15 protein-coding genes are annotated in these 22,950 nt (G+C 33.4%); 10 read left to right on the plus strand and 5 right to left on the minus strand.

The genetic code is table 11. The annotated features are described in order from the left end of the window. The first annotated feature begins 48 nt into the window (after window positions 1-48). From dnaA to gyrA, 6 genes are all read left to right on the plus strand, one after another. Window positions 49-1,392, plus strand: coding sequence for a chromosomal replication initiator protein DnaA (gene dnaA, locus CBF37_RS10140; protein ID WP_125984644.1), 1,344 nt, complete (start codon window positions 49-51; stop codon window positions 1,390-1,392). Between the two features lie 157 nt (window positions 1,393-1,549). Beyond that, window positions 1,550-2,680: a DNA polymerase III subunit beta gene (dnaN, locus tag CBF37_RS10145; protein WP_125984645.1), complete on the plus strand. Its 1,131-nt coding sequence runs from the start codon at window positions 1,550-1,552 to the stop codon at window positions 2,678-2,680. A gap of 222 nt (window positions 2,681-2,902) precedes the next feature. Then, entirely contained in the window at window positions 2,903-3,136 is a 234-nt protein-coding gene (yaaA, locus tag CBF37_RS10150) for a S4 domain-containing protein YaaA (RefSeq protein ID WP_125984646.1), read from the plus strand. 2 nt (window positions 3,137-3,138) lie between these two features. Further along, on the plus strand, window positions 3,139-4,260 hold the full coding sequence (gene recF, locus CBF37_RS10155; protein ID WP_125984647.1) for a DNA replication/repair protein RecF: 1,122 nt from the start codon (window positions 3,139-3,141) through the stop codon (window positions 4,258-4,260). A 3-nt stretch (window positions 4,261-4,263) separates the two neighbouring features. Further along, window positions 4,264-6,201: a DNA topoisomerase (ATP-hydrolyzing) subunit B gene (gene gyrB, locus CBF37_RS10160; protein ID WP_125984648.1), complete on the plus strand. Its 1,938-nt coding sequence runs from the start codon at window positions 4,264-4,266 to the stop codon at window positions 6,199-6,201. A gap of 30 nt (window positions 6,202-6,231) precedes the next feature. After that, window positions 6,232-8,691 (plus strand): DNA gyrase subunit A, encoded by a 2,460-nt coding sequence (gene gyrA / locus CBF37_RS10165; protein ID WP_125984649.1) that lies wholly within the window; start codon window positions 6,232-6,234, stop codon window positions 8,689-8,691. A 465-nt stretch (window positions 8,692-9,156) separates the two neighbouring features. Here gyrA and CBF37_RS10170 read toward each other — a convergent pair whose 3' ends face one another. The 5 genes from CBF37_RS10170 to CBF37_RS10190 all read right to left on the minus strand — a co-directional run bounded on the left by CBF37_RS10170 (window position 9,157) and on the right by CBF37_RS10190 (window position 12,410). Beyond that, a complete protein-coding gene (locus CBF37_RS10170) occupies window positions 9,157-9,381 on the minus strand; it encodes a hypothetical protein (RefSeq protein ID WP_125984650.1) in 225 nt (74 codons plus the stop codon). Window positions 9,382-9,383: 2 nt separating this feature from the next. Further along, a complete protein-coding gene (locus tag CBF37_RS10175; protein WP_125984651.1) occupies window positions 9,384-10,457 on the minus strand; it encodes a WxLIP family cell surface protein in 1,074 nt (357 codons plus the stop codon). 1 nt (window position 10,458) lies between these two features. After that, entirely contained in the window at window positions 10,459-11,085 is a 627-nt protein-coding gene (locus CBF37_RS10180) for a hypothetical protein (RefSeq protein ID WP_125984652.1), read from the minus strand. A gap of 124 nt (window positions 11,086-11,209) precedes the next feature. After that, window positions 11,210-11,995 (minus strand): WxL domain-containing protein, encoded by a 786-nt coding sequence (locus CBF37_RS10185; RefSeq protein ID WP_165866695.1) that lies wholly within the window; start codon window positions 11,993-11,995, stop codon window positions 11,210-11,212. Window positions 11,996-12,041: 46 nt separating this feature from the next. Continuing rightward, entirely contained in the window at window positions 12,042-12,410 is a 369-nt protein-coding gene (locus tag CBF37_RS10190; protein ID WP_125984654.1) for a hypothetical protein, read from the minus strand. 349 nt (window positions 12,411-12,759) lie between these two features. Between CBF37_RS10190 and CBF37_RS10195 the strand changes: the two genes are divergently transcribed. The 4 genes from CBF37_RS10195 to CBF37_RS10210 all read left to right on the plus strand — a co-directional run bounded on the left by CBF37_RS10195 (window position 12,760) and on the right by CBF37_RS10210 (window position 22,685). After that, window positions 12,760-16,953, plus strand: a complete 4,194-nt coding sequence (locus tag CBF37_RS10195) for a WxL domain-containing protein (protein WP_125984655.1) — start codon at window positions 12,760-12,762, stop codon at window positions 16,951-16,953. A gap of 17 nt (window positions 16,954-16,970) precedes the next feature. Then, complete coding sequence (locus tag CBF37_RS10200) at window positions 16,971-17,819, plus strand: WxL domain-containing protein (protein WP_240626704.1); 849 nt, start codon at window positions 16,971-16,973, stop codon at window positions 17,817-17,819. Window positions 17,820-17,894: 75 nt separating this feature from the next. Further along, a complete protein-coding gene (locus CBF37_RS10205; RefSeq protein ID WP_125984657.1) occupies window positions 17,895-18,947 on the plus strand; it encodes a WxLIP family cell surface protein in 1,053 nt (350 codons plus the stop codon). Window positions 18,948-19,493: 546 nt separating this feature from the next. Next, window positions 19,494-22,685 carry a hypothetical protein gene (locus CBF37_RS10210; protein ID WP_125984658.1) on the plus strand — a complete coding sequence of 1,064 codons (3,192 nt, stop codon included), beginning with the start codon at window positions 19,494-19,496 and terminating at the stop codon, window positions 22,683-22,685. Window positions 22,686-22,950: the final 265 nt, after the last annotated feature.

A 22,950-nucleotide genomic window follows, 5' to 3' on the forward strand; every position in this document is an offset into this window, starting at 1 on the left:
TATTTAATGCTAGAATAGACAAGCAAACTATTTTAAAGGAGGATAGATATGCCAGATATTGATTTTATATGGAGCGAACTTGAAGATGATTATCGAAAGTTATTAACACCTCCTAGTTTTAATGCTTGGATTGAACAAGCGACACCTTTAAGTTTAGAAAACAATATATTAACAATTGAAGTTCCTTCCTCATTACACAAAGAGTATTGGGAAAAAAATCTAGCTTCTAAAATTGTTGAAACTGGATTTAAGTTAACAGGAACCGAAATTACACCAATTTTTATCATTCAAAACGAAGAGCTTGCTCCTGAAAAAAAAGAACAGCCAAAGGAAATAAATGTTCCTGAAATTGTTTTAGAAAATGGGAAAAAAGCTCTTTTAAATTCAAAATATACATTTGATACGTTTGTTATAGGAAAAGGAAATCAAATGGCACACGCAGCAGCGTTAGTAGTTGCGGAAGATCCAGGTGCTACCTATAATCCCTTATTCTTTTATGGAGGAGTTGGTCTTGGTAAAACCCACTTAATGCACGCTATCGGACATCAAATGTTGACTAATCAACCAGACGCTAAAATAAAATACGTTACCAGTGAATCATTTGCTAATGATTTTATCAATTCCATTCAAAACCGGACATCTGAAGCATTTCGACAAGAGTATCGAAATGTCGATTTACTTTTAGTCGATGACATTCAATTTTTTGCTGACAAAGAGGGAACACAGGAAGAATTTTTCCATACTTTTAACACACTATATAATGAAGGACAACAAATTGTTTTAACCAGTGATCGTTTACCTAATGAAATTCCTAAATTGCAAGAACGCTTAGTTTCAAGGTTTGCTTGGGGTCTATCCGTTGATATTACACCACCAGATTTAGAAACACGTATTGCTATTTTAAGAAAAAAAGCTAACGCTGAGGGGCTAGAGATACCTGATGACACATTAAGTTATATTGCTGGACAAATTGATTCAAATATACGTGAACTTGAAGGTGCTCTAGTCAGAGTACAAGCATTTGCCACTATGAACGGCAACGACATTACAACAAGTTTGGCAGCCGATGCCTTAAAATCATTAAAACCAGCTAGTAAGAAGAAAGAACTTTCTATTTTATTAATTCAAGAAGAGGTTTGTTCTTATTACCATCTGAAATTAAAAGATTTAAAAGGGAAAAAACGTGTTAAAACAATTGTTGTTCCACGACAAATAGCAATGTATTTATCACGTGAATTAACAGACAATTCATTACCGAAAATAGGTGCTGAATTTGGCGGAAAAGATCACACGACAGTTATTCATGCCCATGAAAAAATTCAGCAATTATTAAAAACTGATACAGCAATTCAAAAAGAAATTGCAGATATAAAAAATAAATTAACAAATTAAGCATGTGGAAAACTCAAAAAATAAATATTGAGTTATCCACATGTTATTAACATCTGTTTATCTTTGGTTTTTTTAGGCTTGCTTTAGTTTTCCACAGTACTAACAAGCCCTACTACTATTACTATATTATTTATATTAATTTAAAAGGAGATGCCACATGAAAGTCACTTTAAATCGTTCAGCTTTTTTAGAAGAATTAGCAACCGTTCAACGAGCTATCTCTGGTAAAACAACGATTCCTATTCTAACAGGAGTAAAATTAACTTTAACGGATGAAGGATTAACCTTAACAGGTAGTAATGCAGATATTTCAATCGAAACATTTCTTAATGTATCTGATGAAAAAGCGAATATGGTAATCGAGAGTACAGGCTCTATCGTTTTACAGGCACGTTTTTTTAATGAAATTGTACGTAAATTGCCAGAAACAACACTTACACTAGAATTAATTGATAATAATCAAGTTGTCATTACGTCCGGAAAAGCATTATTTAATGTGAATGGATCTAGTGCAGATAATTATCCTCATCTACCGGTAATTGATAACCAACCATCATTTGAATTATCAGCTCGCGTTTTAAATAAATTGATCAGTGAAACAGGATTTGCTGTATCTCTACATGAAAGTCGCCCAATTTTAACGGGGGTTCACTTTATTTTGCGTGACAATCATCTATTAGCAGTAGCAACCGACAGTCATCGTTTAAGCCAACGAACTATTGAACTCGAAGGAGCAAAACAAGATTTTGATGTCGTTATTCCAGGTAAAAGCCTACAAGAACTATCAAAAACGTTCAAAGATGAAGATACGATTGTTACTATTTCAATGATGGATAATCAAGTGTTATTTAAAACTGATAACATGTTATTTTATTCTCGTTTACTAGAAGGGAATTATCCAGACACAAATCGTCTAATACCGACATCTTTTAATACAGAAATAAAATTTAATGTACCAGAATTGTTGTCAGCCATCGATCGAGCTTCACTTTTATCACATGAAGGGCGTAACAATATCGTTAAGTTATCCATTGATTCTGAAACAGTCACTATCTACGGAAATTCACCTGAAATTGGAAATGTTGAAGAAGTGTTAAGCTACCTTTCTGTAAGCGGTGAAGCAATTGATATCTCGTTTAATCCGGATTACATGAAAGACTCACTAAAATCATTTGGAAGCATTGATGTTATCATTAAATTTATTTCACCAATACGTCCATTTACACTACAACCAGCAGATGGTGATATTGATTTTATTCAACTTATTACACCGGTTCGAACAAACTAAGATAAAAAAGTAAGTCAATATTTTTAAATTGGCTTACTTTTTTTTTATTTTCGGAAAAACGAAATAAACTGGTCTCTATTTAATTTTGTCTGTAAAATGATAAAAATATCTAATTTGAATAAAATCTCATTAAGCCTGTTTATATGAAAGATTATTTGTTTTTACCCTTTAAAAAAGGTATAATATAATAGTGTAGATTATGTAGAAAATAGGTGAAAAATTGTGAAAAAAACATTTGCTTTAAATGCAGAGTACATCACTTTAGGTCAATTACTGAAAGAAGTGGATGTCGTTTCAAGCGGTGGTATGGCGAAATGGTATCTATCAGAAAATGTTGTCTATGTTGACGGTGAAGAAGAAAACCGTAGAGGTCGTAAGCTTTATGCAAATATGATGATTGAGATACCTGAAGTAGGTACTTTTTTTATGGCTAAAAATCCTGCAGAAACGGACTAATTATGCATATCAAAGAAATCTCTTTAAAGAATTATCGAAATTATGATCAATTAAATTTAACATTTTCAAAGAGGTTGAATATTTTTTTGGGTAAAAATGCTCAAGGAAAGACTAATTTGTTGGAAAGTATCTATGTTTTGGCTTTAGCAAGGAGTCATCGTTCTACCAATGATAAGGAATTAATACATTGGGAAGAAGAGTTTGCTCGTATTGAGGGGACTGTCCAAAAGGAATTAAGTTCTTTTGACTTAACGATGATCATTTCTAATAAAGGAAAAAAGACTAAAATAAATGGGTTGGAACAACCACGTTTAAGCCACTACATCGGGCAGTTAAATGTGATTCTTTTTGCTCCAGAAGATTTATCTTTAGTCAAAGGGTCTCCACAAATCAGACGTAAATTTCTTGATATGGAAATTGGTCAAATTAACTCGCAATACCTTCACAATTTAAGTACTTATCAATCTGTTTTAAAACAACGAAACCAATATTTAAAAAAAATAGCTGTATCCAAGACAAAAGATACAGTTTATTTAGAGGTCCTCACAGACCAACTAGCTGCAGCAGGTAGTTATGTGTTATATTACCGATTACAATTTTTAAAAAAATTAGAAGTATGGGCTAATGAGATTCATCGAAAAATTTCTTATGGTAAAGAGGAATTAACGGTGTCATATAAAACTACTTTAGCAATCGATAATCAGTCATCAATTACCACAATTGAACAGCAGCTACAGCAAATGTTACAGAAAAATGAAATGCGAGACTTACAGCAATTGACTACAAGTGTTGGACCTCACCGAGATGATTTACAATTTTTTATTAACGATAAAAATGTTCAAACCTACGGGTCACAGGGACAGCAGCGAACAACAGCTCTAAGTGTTAAATTAGCTGAAATAGAATTAATCAATGAAGAAATTGGGGAATATCCGATTCTACTTTTAGATGATGTATTGAGTGAGTTGGATGATGATCGTCAGGTTCACCTAATGGAATTTATTGAAAATAAGTTACAGACATTTTTAACAACAACAAGTCTAACGCATTTGAAAGATAAACTAACAATTGAGCCGGAAATATTTAATATTTCACAAGGAATGATTAAAAAGGATGGGGAATAAGCTTTGACAGAAGAGAAAAAAGTACAGCAAGAGTATAATGCCGATCAAATTCAAGTTTTAGAGGGGCTAGAAGCCGTTCGTAAACGTCCAGGGATGTACATTGGTTCAACTGGTCCGCAAGGTCTACATCATTTAGTGTGGGAAATTGTCGATAATTCAATTGATGAAGCTTTAGCAGGTTACTGTACGAAGATTGAAGTTGTCATTGAAAAGGATAATAGTATAACAGTCACCGATGATGGTCGTGGTATTCCAGTTGATATTCAAGAGAAAACAGGACGCCCAGCAGTTGAAACAGTTTTGACTGTATTGCATGCTGGAGGTAAATTTGGTGGTGGTGGCTATAAAGTATCTGGGGGATTGCATGGTGTTGGATCTTCTGTAGTAAATGCACTTTCAGAACATATGACTGTAAAAGTTCATAAAAATGGAAAAATCCATCATCAAGAATTTTTCCGTGGTAAAGTTGGCGCAGATTTAGCTGTAGTCGGTGAAACGGACAAAACAGGTACTATCATTAACTTTAAGCCAGACAGTGATATTTTTACAGAAACAACAGAATTTGACTTTCAAAAGCTTTGTGTACGTATTCGTGAGTTAGCTTTCTTGAATCGTGGACTAAAAATTAGTATTGAAGATCGGCGTACAGAACCTCATTTATATGAAGAGTTTCATTATGAGGGTGGAATTAAAAGTTATGTGGAGTATTTGAATAAAGGGAAGCAGGTCCTGTTTTCAGAACCTATTTATACTGAGGGAGAGCAGCAAGGTATTTCAGTCGAGGTGTCTTTACAATATACAGATGACTATCATACGAACCTTTTAAGCTTTGCGAATAATATTCACACGTATGAAGGTGGAACACATGAATTTGGCTTTAGAACAGCTCTAACACGTGTAATTAATGATTATGCGAAGAAACAAAAGATTTTGAAAGACGTAGATGACAATTTGAGTGGAGAAGATGTTCGTGAAGGTATGACTGCCGTTGTATCAATCAAACATCCAGAACCACAATTCGAGGGACAAACTAAAACTAAATTAGGTAACTCTGAGGTCAGAACTGTAACAGATCGTGTATTCTCAGATACTTTTAGTAAATTTTTATTTGAGAACCCTGACGTTGCGCGTAAGATTGTAGAAAAAGGAATTTTAGCTTCTAAAGCACGATTAGCTGCAAAACGTGCTCGTGAAGTAACCCGTCGTAAGGGAGCATTGGAAATTAGTAACTTACCAGGTAAACTAGCCGACTGTTCAAGCCGTGATCCTGAAAAATGTGAATTATTTATTGTCGAAGGTGATTCAGCCGGTGGGTCAGCAAAACAAGGTCGTGATCGTGAATTTCAAGCTATTTTACCAATTCGTGGTAAAATTCTGAATGTTGAAAAAGCCAGCATGGAAAAAATCTTGGCAAATGAAGAAATTCGCTCATTGTTTACCGCAATGGGAACAGGTTTTGGTGAAGAGTTTGATGTAGCGAAAGCACGTTATCATAAATTGGTAATTATGACCGATGCGGATGTCGATGGTGCACATATTCGAACTTTATTATTAACTCTTTTTTATCGTTATATGCGTCCAATTGTTGAAGCGGGCTACATTTATATTGCACAACCACCGTTATATGGAGTCAAACAAGGTAAAAATATTACGTATGTTCAGCCGGGTAAGCATGCCGATGAACGCTTGGCTCAAACAATCGCTTCATTACCAGCAACACCTAAACCGAATGTTCAACGGTATAAAGGCCTGGGAGAGATGGATGATCACCAATTATGGGATACAACAATGGATCCAGAACACCGTACTATGTTACGTGTCAGTGTGGATGATGCGATTAAAGCAGATGCAGTTTTTGAGATGTTAATGGGAGACCGAGTAGAACCTCGCCGTGATTTTATCGAAGAAAATGCTCATTATGTCCAAAATTTAGATATTTAAAATAAGTAATAAACTTAAGGAGAGTCGTTCATGTCTGAAGAATTAAATAGTAGAATCCAAGATGTCAATTTGACAGAAGAAATGCAGACATCGTTTATTGACTATGCAATGAGTGTTATCGTGTCTCGTGCATTGCCAGATGTTAGAGATGGCTTGAAACCCGTTCACCGTCGTATCCTCTATGGAATGAATGAAATGGGCGTCACACCGGATAAATCACATAAAAAATCCGCGCGTATTGTTGGGGATGTAATGGGTAAATACCATCCTCACGGCGACAGTGCTATCTATGAATCAATGGTGCGGATGGCACAGCCATTCAGTTATCGACAAATGCTAGTCGACGGTCACGGTAACTTTGGCTCGGTCGATGGCGACGGGGCTGCTGCCATGCGTTATACGGAAGCACGTATGAGTAAAATTGCTGTAGAAATGCTGCGTGATATTAATAAAAACACTGTTGATTTCCAAAACAACTATGATGAAACTGAACGTGAGCCAGCAGTCTTACCTGCTCGTTTTCCCAATTTACTAGTCAATGGGACCACTGGGATAGCAGTCGGGATGGCTACCAATATTCCACCGCATAATTTAGGTGAAGTTGTTGATGCCATTCAGTTATTAATGAAAAATCGTGATGTAACAACGACAGAATTAATGGATGTACTGCCTGGACCTGATTTTCCGACAGGTGCTTTAGTGATGGGAAAATCAGGTATTCGTAAAGCTTACGAAACCGGAAAAGGTAAAATTATTATTCGTGCAAAAGTTGATATTGAAGAATTATCAAATGGCAAGGAACGTATTGTGATATCAGAAATTCCTTACATGGTCAATAAAGCGAAACTGGTCGAACGTATTGCTGAATTACATCGTGAAAAACGTGTTGAAGGTATCACTCATTTGCGTGATGAATCATCGCGTAAAGGAATGCGAATAGTCATTGAGGTGCGGCGTGATGTCAGTGCCACAGTGGTCTTGAATAATTTATATAAATTAACGGCTCTTCAATCGAGCTTTGGTTTTAATATGTTAGCCATAGTGGACGGTATACCACGTGTCTTGAGCTTAAAATCAATCTTAGAACATTATCTAACTCATCAAGAAGAAGTCATCGTTCGCCGAACCGAATTTGATAAAAATAAAGCTGAAGCTCGTGCTCATATTTTAGAAGGCTTACGGATTGCTTTAGACCATATTGATGAAATTATTCATATTATTCGCTCATCAAGCTCAGATGATATTGCAAAACAAGCTTTAATTGAAAAATTCGATTTATCTGATCGTCAATCACAAGCTATTCTTGATATGCGTTTGCGCCGTTTGACTGGCCTAGAGCGTGAAAAAATAGAAAATGAATACCAAGATCTATTGACTTTTATTGAAGATATGAAAGATATTTTAGCTAATCATCATCGTGTATTAGAAATCATTAGTACAGAATTAGAAGAAATTAAGCGTAAATATAGCGATGATCGTCGAACAGAATTATTGATTGGTGAAGTGTTAAGTCTAGAAGATGAGGACTTGATTGAAGAAGATGATGTGGTTATTACACTGACAAATAATGGGTATATCAAACGTTTATCAAGTTCTGAATTTAGGACGCAAAATCGCGGTGGTCGTGGTGTGCAAGGAATGGGTGTTCATGATGATGATTTTGTCGAAAATCTCGTTTCTTGTTCAACCCATGATACTTTATTATTTTTTACTGATACGGGTAAAGTTTATCGTGCAAAAGGTTATGAAATCCCTGAATACGGACGCACAGCTAAAGGAATACCGATTATTAATTTGTTGGGGATTGATTCATCTGAAAATATTGAAGCAATTATCAGTGTTGAGGGTAAGGCAGAAGATGATCATTACTTATTCTTTACAACCAAGTTAGGAACGGTGAAACGTACAGCAGTAACGGAATTTGCTAATATCCGAACTAATGGCTTAAAAGCAATTGGTTTAAGAGATGGTGACTCATTAATCAATGTGGCACTAACTAATGGAGAACAAAACATTATTATCGGTACACACTTAGGCTATTCAGTGACATTTGCTGAAGAAGCAGTTCGTTCGATGGGACGCAGCGCAGCTGGTGTTCGTGGTATTCGTTTGCGTGAAGATGATTATGTTATCGGTATGGATATTTTGGCTGAGGATAGTGAAGTATTAGTTATCACTGAGAATGGATATGGTAAAAGAACACATGCTACAGAATATCCAGTCAAAGGTCGTGGTGGTAAAGGTATTAAAACAGCAAATATTACTGAAAAGAATGGACCATTGGCGGGATTGACGACTGTATCTGGTGAAGAAGACATTATGTTAGTGACTAATCGTGGTGTTATTATCCGATTCAGTGTGGATACAGTATCACAGACAGGACGCTCGACTCAAGGTGTCCGATTAATCCGCTTAGAGGATGAGGCAAATGTGTCAACAATGGCCAAGATTTTTCCAACAGAAGAATTTAAAGATTCTGCCATAGAGTAGTCTATTGAAACAAAGTGGCTGTATAATTTTTGATGTGGATGAAGAAATTCATCCACATCTTTTTTTAAGTAAAATTAAAGTGAGCTAACTAAACTCTATAAAGAAAGATTTATATAACTCAGAATCATTATATCGGCTATCATTTTATATTTTTAAATTAAATTGAAGGGATAGTCATTATCAAAAAAAAATTTATTTAAAAAGTAGAGATTTATTTACTGTCTGTGTTATTAATTTACAGATATAGAAGGTTTCAAATCTATAAATATAAAATCTTATAAAGTGTTAATGACAAGAAAATAAGCAACAAAAGTCAAGTGACTTTCATTGCTTAAATACACATATTTTTAACTAGCTAAATTAATATTAATTTAGCTAGTTAAATTTATCATCATATAGCCTCAGCAGTTTGATTTAACACAAAGCTATTTTAATACTTTTAACTTAATCTAAAATAGCTTTAAATTAAGATAAAATATCAACTTGAGTTTTAAGAGCTAAGAATAGATAGATAATCAGTCCTAAACTAATTAATGAAATTGCAAATAAAGAAAAATTAATAACTAAGCTTGACTTTTTTTTCTTTAGCCGTTTAACAGCATTCATATCTGAAGATAAAGTAGTTAGAAAGAATATTAAACTGATTATTGTTAATAATGCAAGAATAGCAACCCATATAAAGTCTAGCATAATTATCTACCACCTTTTCTTTTATTTTTATGTTTTCTTTTTTTACTTTTTTTCATTTCTTTATTCCATTTTTTTCGTCTAGTAAAAATTAAAATAATATTAGTAATAGTCAGGATATATAAAATAATAGTCACAATCTTTATCCAAAGAGGTGTTGTTATCCGATAAGGACTATCATCATTAATTTGTTGAGCTTGTTTTCCAGAGATAGTAAAATCCTTTTTAAGATTCCAAGTTTTTAAATTATTATTAATTTTCATAGATAAAGTGTAAGTTCCACTTGGTAAATTACTAATACCCCAGTCAAAAATAAAAGGTAGTGTTGAATTTGGTGCGAAACTATAGTTAGTCACATTATTTTTCTTAATAACTTTATTAGTCTTTTTATCCGTAATAGTAGAACGCATCGTTAAATTTTGAATGACCTTTGGTTGCGGATTTTGTATAAAGGCACGTACTACCTTTTGACCTCTCAATAGTTCTGGTTTAACAGATAACAGCTCAAGAGTATCCCCATCTGTAAATTCATCCCCATTTTCAGAAGTAATCACACCTAATTTATAATTATATTTATTTTTAATCGTTGCTTTGCTTTTTTCATTAGCAACTTTTTCAAAAATCAGAGCCCCCATTTTAACACCGTCATAGTGTTCGGCTGGTGGCGTTAGTTTGAGTTTTACCACTTTTTCTTCAAAATTTTGAACCTCAACCTCATCAGATTCTGGCTTTATCATTGAAGTAATAGGGTTAGTTAACGTCTTATTTTCTGCTCCTTTATCAGGTTTTCCGTAATTTATATTCCCTTCAGAAGAAGTACTAGCGTTTTCGACCATGATTTTAACAATTGTCTTTTCTTTTTTTGTACTTTTAATTCTGACTTCAAGTGTTTGTTCTTTTGAAGGTTCAGTTTGTACATAAAAATAAGTTTTTGACTTATCTAGCTGAGATGAAGGTAAAATGCTATCTACTGTAAATCCAATATTGGTATCATCAGCAGCTTTCGATATATCAGAGATTAGAAAGAGAGATAAGATTGCTAATATAGGAAAGATTACATATTGACATAGTTTTTTCATATTATTTCACCTCATTTTGTGATTGATTTGATATTTCAATAAAATATTGTTTTTTTCCATCTTCATCCTCAGTATAGATAGTGTGATTTAGCAGTAGTTCTTTAGTGTCTAAAGTGTTTGAAAAATAGGATGAAGCGTCCTCAAATGTATCAAAGGGGCCATAATGTCCACGTAAGTCTTCTTTTTTATTTGTTTGATACCTAAATATTAAGAAACATATATAAGAAATAGTTAAAGAAATTCCTCCACTAATTATAAATGGAATACTTAAGACATTGGTGATGCTTCCTAGAATACATAGAATAAAAGCTAAGCTTATCAAACGAATTGTCATCGTGTTTTGCTTAGTTTGATTATTTTTTCTTGTGTCATAAATGAATAGTATTAATAAAAAATTGAGAGCTACCAAGAAAAAAAATGCTGCTAGAAATAATAAAAGTTGGGTCTGACGATACTTAAAGATCATGACAATTTTTATGAGTATACTATTTTCACCTTCTGCAAAACCGAGGGCATCTTTGTAAAAGGAGAAAAAGGTAACAAAATAAACTGTCCAACAAATTAGAAGAAATACTTCCATAAGGGTACACTTTTTTATTGAGTGATTATCACTCTTTGCGTTTTTCATTATATCAAGTCCTTTCCATCCTAATTATATAATAAAAATGACTTTATGACATTAAAAAAAGCTAAGGTATACATTAATAATGTACGCCTTAGCTTACGTCCGATCATAAGAAGAATACTAAATATTATTTAAATGCATCAGTTAAAGTCCAAGTTACTATACCAGTATATTTTTTATCAATTTGTTGGTTACTTTTTACAGCTAATTTAGCATCAGAAAGTTTAGTAGCATAAGCTTTACCACCTTTGCCTAATACACCATCATTATCTTTATCGACAGCATCATCAGCTTTATCTAAGATATTTTGTGCATCTCCACCAGCTTTTAGAGTCACGACACTTGCATCTCCACCAAGTTTAACAGCGTCACCAGAATAAGGTTTTAAAACGCCTGCTTCACTTAATTTAGGAACAGTGTAGTCTTCGTTTTCACCTACAACATTTAAAGTGAATTGTTCGATAGGAGCAAGTTTGAATGATAAATCAGCACCTAAAGCATCTTTAGCTTCATCAGTACTGCCTTCAAAGTTTAAAGGAGATAATTGTGCAGTTGCTTTCCAAGAGTGAGCTTTTGGCACTTTAGCATCTTTAGCTTCTGCAGGATCAGCTAAGTCATCACTGACACCAAAGAATTGAGTATCTTTGTAGCTAGATTTATATTCGTGTGCGCCGTTATAGATTTTTTGAGTACCAAATTGGAATAAAGAATCACCAGGAGTTTGAGTTAAAGCAAGAGATCCTTTGAAGGGACCATTGTGTACTGGGTTATCAGAGTCAGTAAATTGAATACCAACTTGTGATGTATATTCTTCATAATTTGTACCACTACCATTATCAGCAGCATGAGCTACTGTTCCAACAGATAAAACAGTTGCTGAAACTAGTCCAACAGTAAGTAACATTTTTTTCATTATAAAAACCATCCTTTGTATATATTTTTTTTTAACCAAGTAAAAATTACTTGTTTAAATCATAGTTAACGACACCTCTAATAAAAATAGTCGATCCGACAATAACTACTAGAGAGCAACCAAGTAATAATAAGATAAAGCTTTGTAATACCTCGCTCGTTTGAGGTAAACGTTGTTGAGCACTAGTTCCAACAGAAACAGGTAAAACATTATCTACTTTTGTATTTTTTGAGTTAGAAGGGCGTTTACCACTATTTCCTGTTACAGTAGCTTTGTCATGGTCCTTATTAAATTGGATACCAACATCCGACTTATAATCAGGTTGTTGGTTACCGTTTTCACTAGCAGACACGGTAATAGAGCAACCAAATACAATCAATGTAAAAACATATATCAAACAAAACAACTTCTTCATTTTATAAACATACCCCCTTTTCAAATACAAAAGAAATATCACTCGATGAGTTAATCATACAACTAATATTAAAATAGGTCAACACTTAACGTTATAATATTTTTAAACAATTAATAAAAAAATAGTGTATATATAGTATATAAAACGGTTTTTTTATATATAAATTAGTGTTAATGTGGTTTTTTTTATTTCTTTTAAAGGTTTTTAATAGAGTGATGTTTAATAATAGTGTTTTTTATTATATATTATTATATTTTTTCATTAAAATCATCTTTTGTGTTAGAATAGCTCTGAGGACTATTATTAAAGTCAATTTTGTAGAATTAGTTTATTGAGGAGGAGAATAGTTGTGAGGGGTTTAAATAAAAAATTAGGTGTCCTAGCGTTGGTTAGTACTGTTGTTTTATGTACTATGCCTACAATAGTTCATGGTGATAGTTCAGCTTCTGGGAGCGACAATAAGGCTAGTGCTGTAAAGGAACGACAAACTTATAAGGATTATGAGTTAGATGGGGATTCGGATCATAAAGTCCGTGTTTCACCAGCCCCCAATCCTTATTTAAATATTAGTAATGAACTGATAAATAAAAATATGAGTGCTGAAGAATTTAAATCAGTTCTTTTAAATTACTATGATATTTCTGTGATTGATGTTAAGACACAGAAAAAAGTCGACTTAAAGGATAATTTTGATATAACAGTTGACAAGCCTACCATCGGTACGAATGATGTGAAGGTAAAGTATGCCGGTCATTCTGTAAAAAAAAGGCCGATGAAAGTTTATAGATATGGAAGTACAGGTGATAATGATCTCGAAAAGGAACCAGAGATGGTTGAATCATTGCAAACGCTGAATTTACCACATGATGCTTTATCTGACTTAAAAGGTGATTGGCAGTTATTAGGCCAAAATCCGGCACTTAGTAGATATTCATCAGACTTCGATGAGACTGTTTATAACCCAAACGACCCAACCCAAGAACATCGAGGAATAATTTATGGGAATAATGGAATGGAAGCTGGTTTCTATAATCGAGGTCCTTTTCAAATAAAGAATGGTCAGCCTAAAGATTCGTCACGTTGGGATGGTGGCTATAATATCCGAAAAGCAATCAAAGATGAGAACGGAAAAACAATTGGATATACGGCGTTTGGCGGAGCAACAGCTGCTTGGGATACAAGCATAGCTGGCACTAGTAATAAAGCAGATAAGGGTGCCTTTACACACTATCCTATTAAGTGGGACAAAGATACTAAAAAAATGAGTTATCTATATCACTTTGTCGGAGCAGGGGATAGGCACGATGATTTTGAAGCTTTATCTGCTAGTGGTGATGGACATTTAAGTAAAGGGGCTGCCGGATATTACTTTAAGAAACGAAATGCAATTTTTTTAGTTAAAGAAGGAGAAACGGCTAAAGATCGTAAATTAAAACAAATTTTAGTTGATACAGTCAATAATGTTGCCATCATCATTGATTTATATAGTAGGCCAAATTGGAATATGGCATCATATATGTCGTTGTATAATTTAAATGATGTGCAGGGAGACTACGGAATTACTGAAACCAATCTGTTGTACGGACCATCCGATTCTGGTAAGACAAAACTAAAAGCAAGCACCACTCATACGGGATTAGGTGTAAATCTAAAAAATGGGGACTATCCAGAAACTGATACAAGATATATGGATATGACATATAAATTTAAGAGTAGAGCTGATAGATGGTTATCAGACTATGGGCGATATATGGCATATGGTAAAGGTGTAGCCAATAATTACGCTAATCCAAAAGACAGTGACATATTTGGCTATTATAAAGAACCGTTAGCTGGTACATATTTTCAAGATCCATTTGGTGATGATTTACAATATCAATACAAAATGTTTAAAGGATATCCGGTAACTGGTAATATACCAGATTCAAAATTAGAACCAGTGGACGATCGAGCAAATACATTAGGAGCTGGGTACACATATTTTGATATAGGCAAGTATAACATTATTGATGGTAAAAGTACTATAAACGCATATCAGGGAATGGCGCTTGACAAATACAAACCATTAAATACGAATGACCATCTTAAAGTAGGTTATGAAACATTCTTCGGTGATGAAGTCCCTATGATGACGCTAGACTTACAGCCAAATGATGAAGGAATTGATGTCTATGGTGATCAAATTAATGAAAAAATGCCAAAATATACATTTAAAATTTCCGCTGTTCCTACGGAATTTCCTGATATCCAACATGGTCGAGTGGTATTCACTATGCCAAATGGGACTAAAAAAACAGTAAGTGACAGCTTAACAACTGGTCCATCAGGAACAACTGGAAACTATCAATTACAAAGCGGCGATTTTTATAGTGATGACATAGAACGTCCAACAGATCGTAAAGGTAAGAAGATTGAAACAGAATTTAATATCATCGCTTTATCAAATGATGGTGATGGTAAATTCCGTGATGAAGGTGGTATTCCGTCAAATGACTTTACCATTCCAGTTAATGTCTATCATTTAGGCGCAAAAGCAAAAGAGTTATATATCTATAAAAAAGATGAAGACATTAGTCAATTGAAGCCTAAAGATTTATTAAAAGATATCGTATCGCTCCCAGGGTCAAAATTGGCTTACTCATTTATCGATAAAGATGGTGGAAAGAATATTGGGAAACCTAATATTGATACTAGTAATGTAGATGGTAATAATAGTTTACAACGACAATACATTCGAGTGGTAGACTCAGCTCATGATAATGAAACGGTGGATGTGCCGGTTCCATTTATTAGTGATCAATATGAAGAAGGACAGATTATTATACAAAGTGCTAGTGATTTTGAAATCAAAAAAGAAGAACTAGAAAAAATTGGAAACCAAGCCGAGCTTAATCGTCTTATTTTAGAAAGAGCTAATGCATTCGCTATTGATACTGAAACAAACTCATCTGATGGGATTACATTTGGTGTGTCCACAGCATTGACACCTTCTTCATCTGCGGGTGATTATAAAGCGGATATTACGGCTTCTAAATTTACTGGTAAAGACGACGATAAACGAAAAGACACAAAACATATCACAATCAAAGTAATCGATGATGCAGTGCCAGAAGTTACCTTAAAAAAATCACCTGAGTATAAATTAGGTGAGTCAGTTAAGTCAGAACCCAAAGATATCTCATCTACTTTTATTGATAAGGTAACTTTAGGAGGCAAAGAACTAACTGATTCGGAATATGATGTTAAAGTCACTAAACCGATCTCAACGGATACTGCAGCTGATAAGAAACTGGTTCATTTTACTGTTTCTATGAAAGCACCGTTGGCCGATAAAAAGGCCGATGTTGAGGCACCCTATGATGTGAAGTGGGGGGATGCGATTGGTTATGGGACATCTGATCCTAATCGCATGTATGGAGCTATTGCATTTTTAAGATCAGATTCAGATGACTCACTAGTCTTAAGAACTGCAAGTGGTAAAGGTGAAGATAATGACATACTAAATAAAGACATGGACGCAAAACAACAAGTAGTAAAATTTGGTTGGTATAACGCAAAAACTGGTAGCAAAAATAATTTAGACTTGACAAAAAATCAAGACGGGGCTAATGCTGATGAAACACTGGTTATGAATGCTGGTGATAAAAAACAAGAGGCATTAAAGAAAAACGCTAAATTAAAAGATGGGTTAACTGTTCATGTGGGAGATGTTATATTCTCTACAGCGGTTGATAAGCAATGGTTATATCGTCAAAATTTAGCTTCACCAATTGAAAAACAATCGGACGATATTCTTTATTATGAAATTACCAAAGATGGTTATGAACCTTTGTATGTCAACTTATATACGGATAACGAAGTCAATGAGATTCATGTAGGGGATACTCATAAACAACTAGATGAGATAGCTCATAATTTTATCAAGCCGCCAAAAGATTCAGATCCTAAAAATGTTACTGTCACGTTCGCTCAATATCCAAAAACAAATGTGGCTGGAGAATCACAAGGTGTTCTCAGGGTAACTGAGAAATTATCTACTGGTGATACTGTTAGTTATGATTATCAGACAAAATTTGATGTAAAACCAGGTGACCTAGCAATTGGCGAGGAATCATCAAAAGCAATTTCATTTGGGGATGTTAACTTGACGGGCTACTTACGCGATGTTAAGGCCCAATCAGCATCGGATAAAATAAATGTGACCGATAAACGAGGATCTAAAGATGGTTGGAAGTTGACTGTTCAAAAGGATGAGCCAAGTAGTAATCCTTTTGGTAGCGTTAATAGCAAAGGGATTGATTTGTATTTGAGTCCTCAATCAGATAATAAGAATATTGAGTTGTCTGACAAAGCTACTTTAATTAGTGGGAATACTAAAATTGCTAATACAGTTGCTAATAAAGATGATTCCTCAGATAATGAGTCAACAGATATCAAATTAAATAGTAGTATTAAAGTATCTGGACGTGTCAAAAAGCAAACATATCATACGAATTTACTCTGGACATTACAATCAGTTCCATCAGCTACGGATAATAAATAAGGAGGAGAGGAAGAGTGATGATAAAAGGATTTAAGTCTATGTTTAGTGGTATTTGTCTGGTAATATTGAGTTTTGTCATCTTGACTGGCTCAGTAGTAGCAGAAGAAAATAATCCGAGTGGCGTACAATCGGCTGATGGCGATATAAATCAGGGAATGGAAGCGACAGTTAATATGACAAATACGGATGAGGCTATTGTACCGCCTGAAGATACTGAAAAACCTGGTGTTATACCTGTAAAAAAAGAAGACAATATTAAGAGTGGTAGTGTAACAATCGGCGGAGTCTCACCGCTTTATTTTAAGACGGTTCAACTTAGTCGTTATGGGATCAACTATGAAACGTATGCTCAATATTTGAAATCTATTGGGACATCGGGTTATGCAGGTATTTCAGGTAAAAATATTGAGAAAGATATGGATGTTTACTCACCTGGATTTACAGTAATAGATACTCGTGGTATGGGACAAAATGATTGGAGTGTATCAGTTAGTTTAACGGATATTACCGATGTAAGTGATAAGACTGAAAAGTTAGAAGGTGCTTATTTACAATTTGAAAAAGCAAATGTGTCCATTCCACAGGATGGTGATGCTCAACCAACTAACATGCCAGTGTCTCAAGAAGTTGCTGCTGTGATTCCAGAGGAAGGACCTTCTCAAAAACTTATTAGTACTAGTAATACTGATGATGGTGTTTTTTATATTAAATATCCACCAGAACAGATAAAAGAATCACAAATTGATATGAGTGAGGGGCGTACACTAGTTAAGAAACCAGCTAAAATAAAATTGATATTAACTCAAAAACCAAAAGTAGGTAAATATCAAGGAACGTTAACATATAATCTAAACAACACACCCTAATATTGATAAACGCTTTAAACAGTATTAATATAAAGATGATTAAATTTAGAATAGAATGGAAAGTTGATTGATTATATGAATAACAAAGTAAATCCATTTGTTTTTTTGATAATTGGTGTTATGTTTTTTCTGAATCCTATGTTAGTAACGGCCGCAACAGATCAATTAGATTTTTCTGTTATATCAGTTCCTTCAGATAAGCAAAAAAATAAAGCCGTATCTTACTTTGATTTGATGGTTAAACCCAAAGACGAATTTGATTTAAAATTACGAGTAAAAAATTTAAATAAAGAAAAAATTACTGTACGAATTGATTCAACTAATGCGATAACAAATAATAATGGTGTGATTGATTATTCTAAACAATCACCAAATTATACATATGATTCAACACTTTCTGTTCCTTTTACTAGTATTGTCGAAGAGAAAAGTAAAAGTGTTGATTTAAATCCTAGTGAGGAACAAGATGTCAGTTTTCACGTCAAGATGCCTCGTGAAAAGATTAAGGGAATTATTTTAGGTGGATTTGTAGCTCAAAAAGATCTGAAAAATCAGAATGTCACAAGTGTTGAAGGAGTGACTCTAAATACAGCCTTTAACATGGTTACTGGTGTTGTAATTAGTGAAAATGAGATGCAAGTTATACCTAAATTAATTATAAAAAAAGTCAAACCAGATTTAGTTAATTATCGAACAGCAGTCATGACACATATTCAAAATCCCCAACCTTTATTGATGAAAGATTTAAAGATTGATACAACCATCAGAAAGAAGGGGACGACTAAGATACTATTGAAAAAGCATCAAACCGGTCTTGAGATGGCTCCTAATTCAAATTTTGAAAATTATATTTTTTGGGGAGATCAACCACTATATCCTGGCAAATATCAAGTAGAGATAGTGGTCACGAGTCAGAGAGATAAATGGAAAGCTAGTAAAGAATTTGAAGTAACAGATCAAATGAGTCAAAAGTTTAATGAGGGAATAGAAGTTCCTAGTAATAATAACTGGTTACGGTTCATTATTTATATTCTAGGTGGCGTTGGTATAATTGTTTTAGTTGCGGTATGTATTTATGTTTATCACTTAAAACATAAGAAAAAGAAAAGTCATCGTCGAAAGAAATAATAATTAGATTAAAAAAAAGACTACTCTAGTAATTCTATAATATGCCTTGAACAGGCTAAAAATCTCTCTGTATTAAATGATGTAGATAAATAAAATGAGTATATCTAAGCAATGAAAGCCGATTGGTTTTTGTTGCTTATTTTTTTATTTCCTGATAACTACCTACTATGCACGTGAGTGTTGAAGCCTTTTTAATATTGTATAAAAAATACTTAAAGTAATAAGAATTGTTTAATTGATTCTAATCAACCTAGCAAGCTTAAAGAAAATAAATGATGGGACAGAAACCTTGAAATGAAATAAGCATAAAAACTCTCATGTGATTGTTCTTTTTCAGTAGTTAGTTCAAGATAAAAATCCTTTTTTTGTTTAATAACAATTATATTTAATTATTTTTGACTTAAATAGTTAATTTAATGCTATAAATAAATAATAAAAAAACTAATATTTAATTAATGTATATGTTATAATTGTAATAACGATGTTGTAGAGAATTATTATATAAATTTTGTATTATAAATTAAGGAAGGTTAGGTGTTTTATAAAGTGAAAAAGAATAGGGAAGAAAAATTATTAAAGATTAAAATGGGTGGGATTATTTTAGCTTTTATGTTGTTTCTATTAGTATTCTTTTCGTACAGAGCAGATGCTGTAGAAGAAAAAAAGAATCCAGCTACTACGGATTCTGCAGGTTTTTCAGATGTAACTGAACATGAAGGCGCATCCATTTATGATTCTTTTGGTCAGTATGTATCTGGTAGGAAAGTTCCGCCTGAGACCCCTGTTAATGTTATTAAATATAGAAAGCAAGAAAATCATCACATCAAAAAAGATATTACATTTAATGGTAATCAAATTGACGACCCTCACATATCTATAGGTAATGTTATGTATTTTTTTGCATCAACCAAAAAACAGGTAGAAAATGATAAACAAACAGGACCGGTAGGAGCCATTTTTAAACTAAAAAATGTAGGTGTTGATAGTCAAGGACGTAAGGTAGTCCTCTGTATAAATTCTGGTGCTCCATTAGCGGTTAAGGTAAGTGTAGCGACGGGTGCGCTTCACATATTTAATTTAACTGAAGACGTTCCAACTGGGGCAGATGAGTCTTATAGAATTTGGTTTGAATATGAAGATGGGAAGAAAATAACTGAAAAAGACTCCTTATTTTTACTGGTAGGGTCGTTGACAGGGGATAATCGTATAGATGAAAAACCTGACGAAATTAATGAAATGAGTCGTATGATGTTTGCGTCATTAGAAAATAACGTGTCTTTTAACAAAGACCATTATTATTTAACATATAGTGATATAAAACGAGAATATTTATCGACAATATTCTTTAACGGTTATACACTTGATGTGCAACCTGTTAAAGATGATAGGCCTTTCAACCTTACTATGTCACAAAATGAAACATTAAAAATTGGTATTAGGAATTATTCATCACTTGGTAACCCCATGGATAATTTCCAAGGGATGTTATCATTATTTGGGCACGGTCAGATAACAATTATGACCATTCCTACACCACCTCCATTTATTACGTCTACAAAAAATGATAGTGGAGAAATGATAGCTAAGTTGCATGCTGAGCAAGAAATACCGTTGCAAGATGGAGAAAATAAATATCCAGACACAGTTAAATTGACAATAAAATTACCGAAAAATATCTTACAGAGTAAGGTTGATGTTACAAAGTTTACAGCTGCTATTGGTGATTATGTAGTCACCAATGCAATCGAATTTGATCATGATAAAGGCTCAGGGGTGATTACCGCTACTATTACTGGTAACTATTTAAAGAATTTTGCAGCAATAACTCCTAAACAGAATTTAGTTATCGAGGGAGATTTACCACTAGACACTTCTCAAGATGATTTGTTAAACTCTAAAACTGACAATAATTATTTAGAAATTAAAGGAACTAAAATAAAGAACAACCAAACTGCTAAAGAAAATACCAACTCAATGTTTGTCAAAATAAAAGGTCCTACTGCGGATACAAAAACCATTAATGTATTAAGAGGTACTCACACTTCTGAGCTAAATCCAGAAGATTATGTGACTAATTTGAAGGGATTTAACGAAAAAGATGTTGTGCGAGTATTGGGCTTTAGGGAGGATAAAACTTTTGAAGTAGGTGATAAATCGATTGATATTCACTTGATAAGTCAAAATACAGGAGTAGAAAGCTATGTGACCTGTAAAGTCAATGTTGAAGATGCGTTAGTATCACCTCCTGAATATGAGGATGAAAAACCGACAATGGGGTACTATGCACCAAAAATCAAGCAGAAGTTTGACTTCTCAGATACTTTAGATGATTTATCAGTTATGATGATTTCACCTGAATATGTTGATGTATCTGAGGATGATTTTAATTTGTTTGGACGTACCAAGGATGGAACAACAAACATATCATTAGAAAAAGATCTTGACTATAAGGTTTTAATTGATTCAGATAGTATAGCGCATGTTGAATTTACAAGAGATGCAATTAATAAATTTAAACAAGGATACGTATATATAAAACAGCAATCACCATTAAATAAAAAAAATCCAAGAATTGTCGATTCTATGATTAAAAAAGATTCTAGCAAAAATATGGCTGTTTTTAAATTTAAAGCTCAAGCCTACAATAAAGCAACTTTAGGGAAGTATAAAAGTGAATCACCTAAAAAATCACATGATATATATACAAATTATATTATAAATTTGTCTGGAAATCCGAAAAAAGATAAAAAAGTGAAAAAAGATGCTGAAGTAGGAAAACCAGAAGACTATATTGATAATTTAAGTAAACCTGATTTTTTATTCGATAAAATTCTTCTCAGCTTTGAGAAAGGATCTAATGCTCCTGACTTTTCAAGTATAGGACTGAAGACTTTTAACATAATTATATCCAGTGTTTCCTTTGGCTTTGAAACTAAAGTTCCTGTCACTGTTGAGGTAGTAAAGGATATTGTACCTGATGTCGATCCCATTAAAGTAAAGGTTAGTCAGGTTTATGCAAACAACGAATCTCAGTGTATTTATAGTGACTTAAGTAATAAAACAGAAGTCAAAACTATAGAAGCAGATGCTGAACCAGGAATCAACTTACAGGAAATTTTGGATACTTTATTAGAGAGTGAGAAAGATTTTAAACTAAATGGCTATGAAGGATATGAAAGTATCCCTAAAACAGTAGTTGATAGTGCCTATTTTAAACTAGTTGTGAACGATAAAGAGGTATCATCACCGATCATTCCAAAGGATGTTGTATCTGACGATAAAGTAGAATTAAGAATTTTGTATACGGGTCAAACTAAATTAAAAGATGTTCCAAGTTTTCTTTCTTACGGAGAACAACAGATTCCTAAGAATACAAAAGATGTAGTCTTCACATTGAGAGATAGTAATAAAAATAAGTTAACAATTCTTGATACAGAATTGGTTGAAGATAACAAATGGGATTTATCAGTGAATATGCCAAACGGATTTAATAATGAAAAAGGAAATCCGTTCAAAGGTAATATTGTTTATGTTGATCAAAATAATAAAAGATATCCAATTAGCAAGACAAATCAAGTTATTGAAGAAAAACAGGGGACTGACTTAAAACATAGTATACCTTTGAATCCCGGTGAAGGACGTGGATTGGTTGTTCAAGCAGAACCAAATGGTGAGATAGGTGATTATAAAGGAGAAATAAATTGGAGCTTAGTATCGGGACCTAAAGCTACTAAGTGAGAAATTCATTAAATAAAAAAATATTGTTATCAATTAAAATGACAATGTAGTTTTTGATGTGGATGAAGAAATTCATCCGCATCTATTTTTATATGTTTTGAAAACCACCTGCTATGCGGGTGGTTCAGAAGAGCTTTCAGCGTGGTATAAAAAAAGTCTCCTAAAATGATAAGATATATTTGGTTTCCCGACCACGAAATATCAATCATTTAGGAGGTCCCTTATGAAAAAGGACAATCAAAGTTTATCACACACAACATGGAAA

It is taken from the genome of Vagococcus vulneris (assembly GCF_003950515.1).
Classification (GTDB): domain Bacteria; phylum Bacillota; class Bacilli; order Lactobacillales; family Vagococcaceae; genus Vagococcus; species Vagococcus vulneris.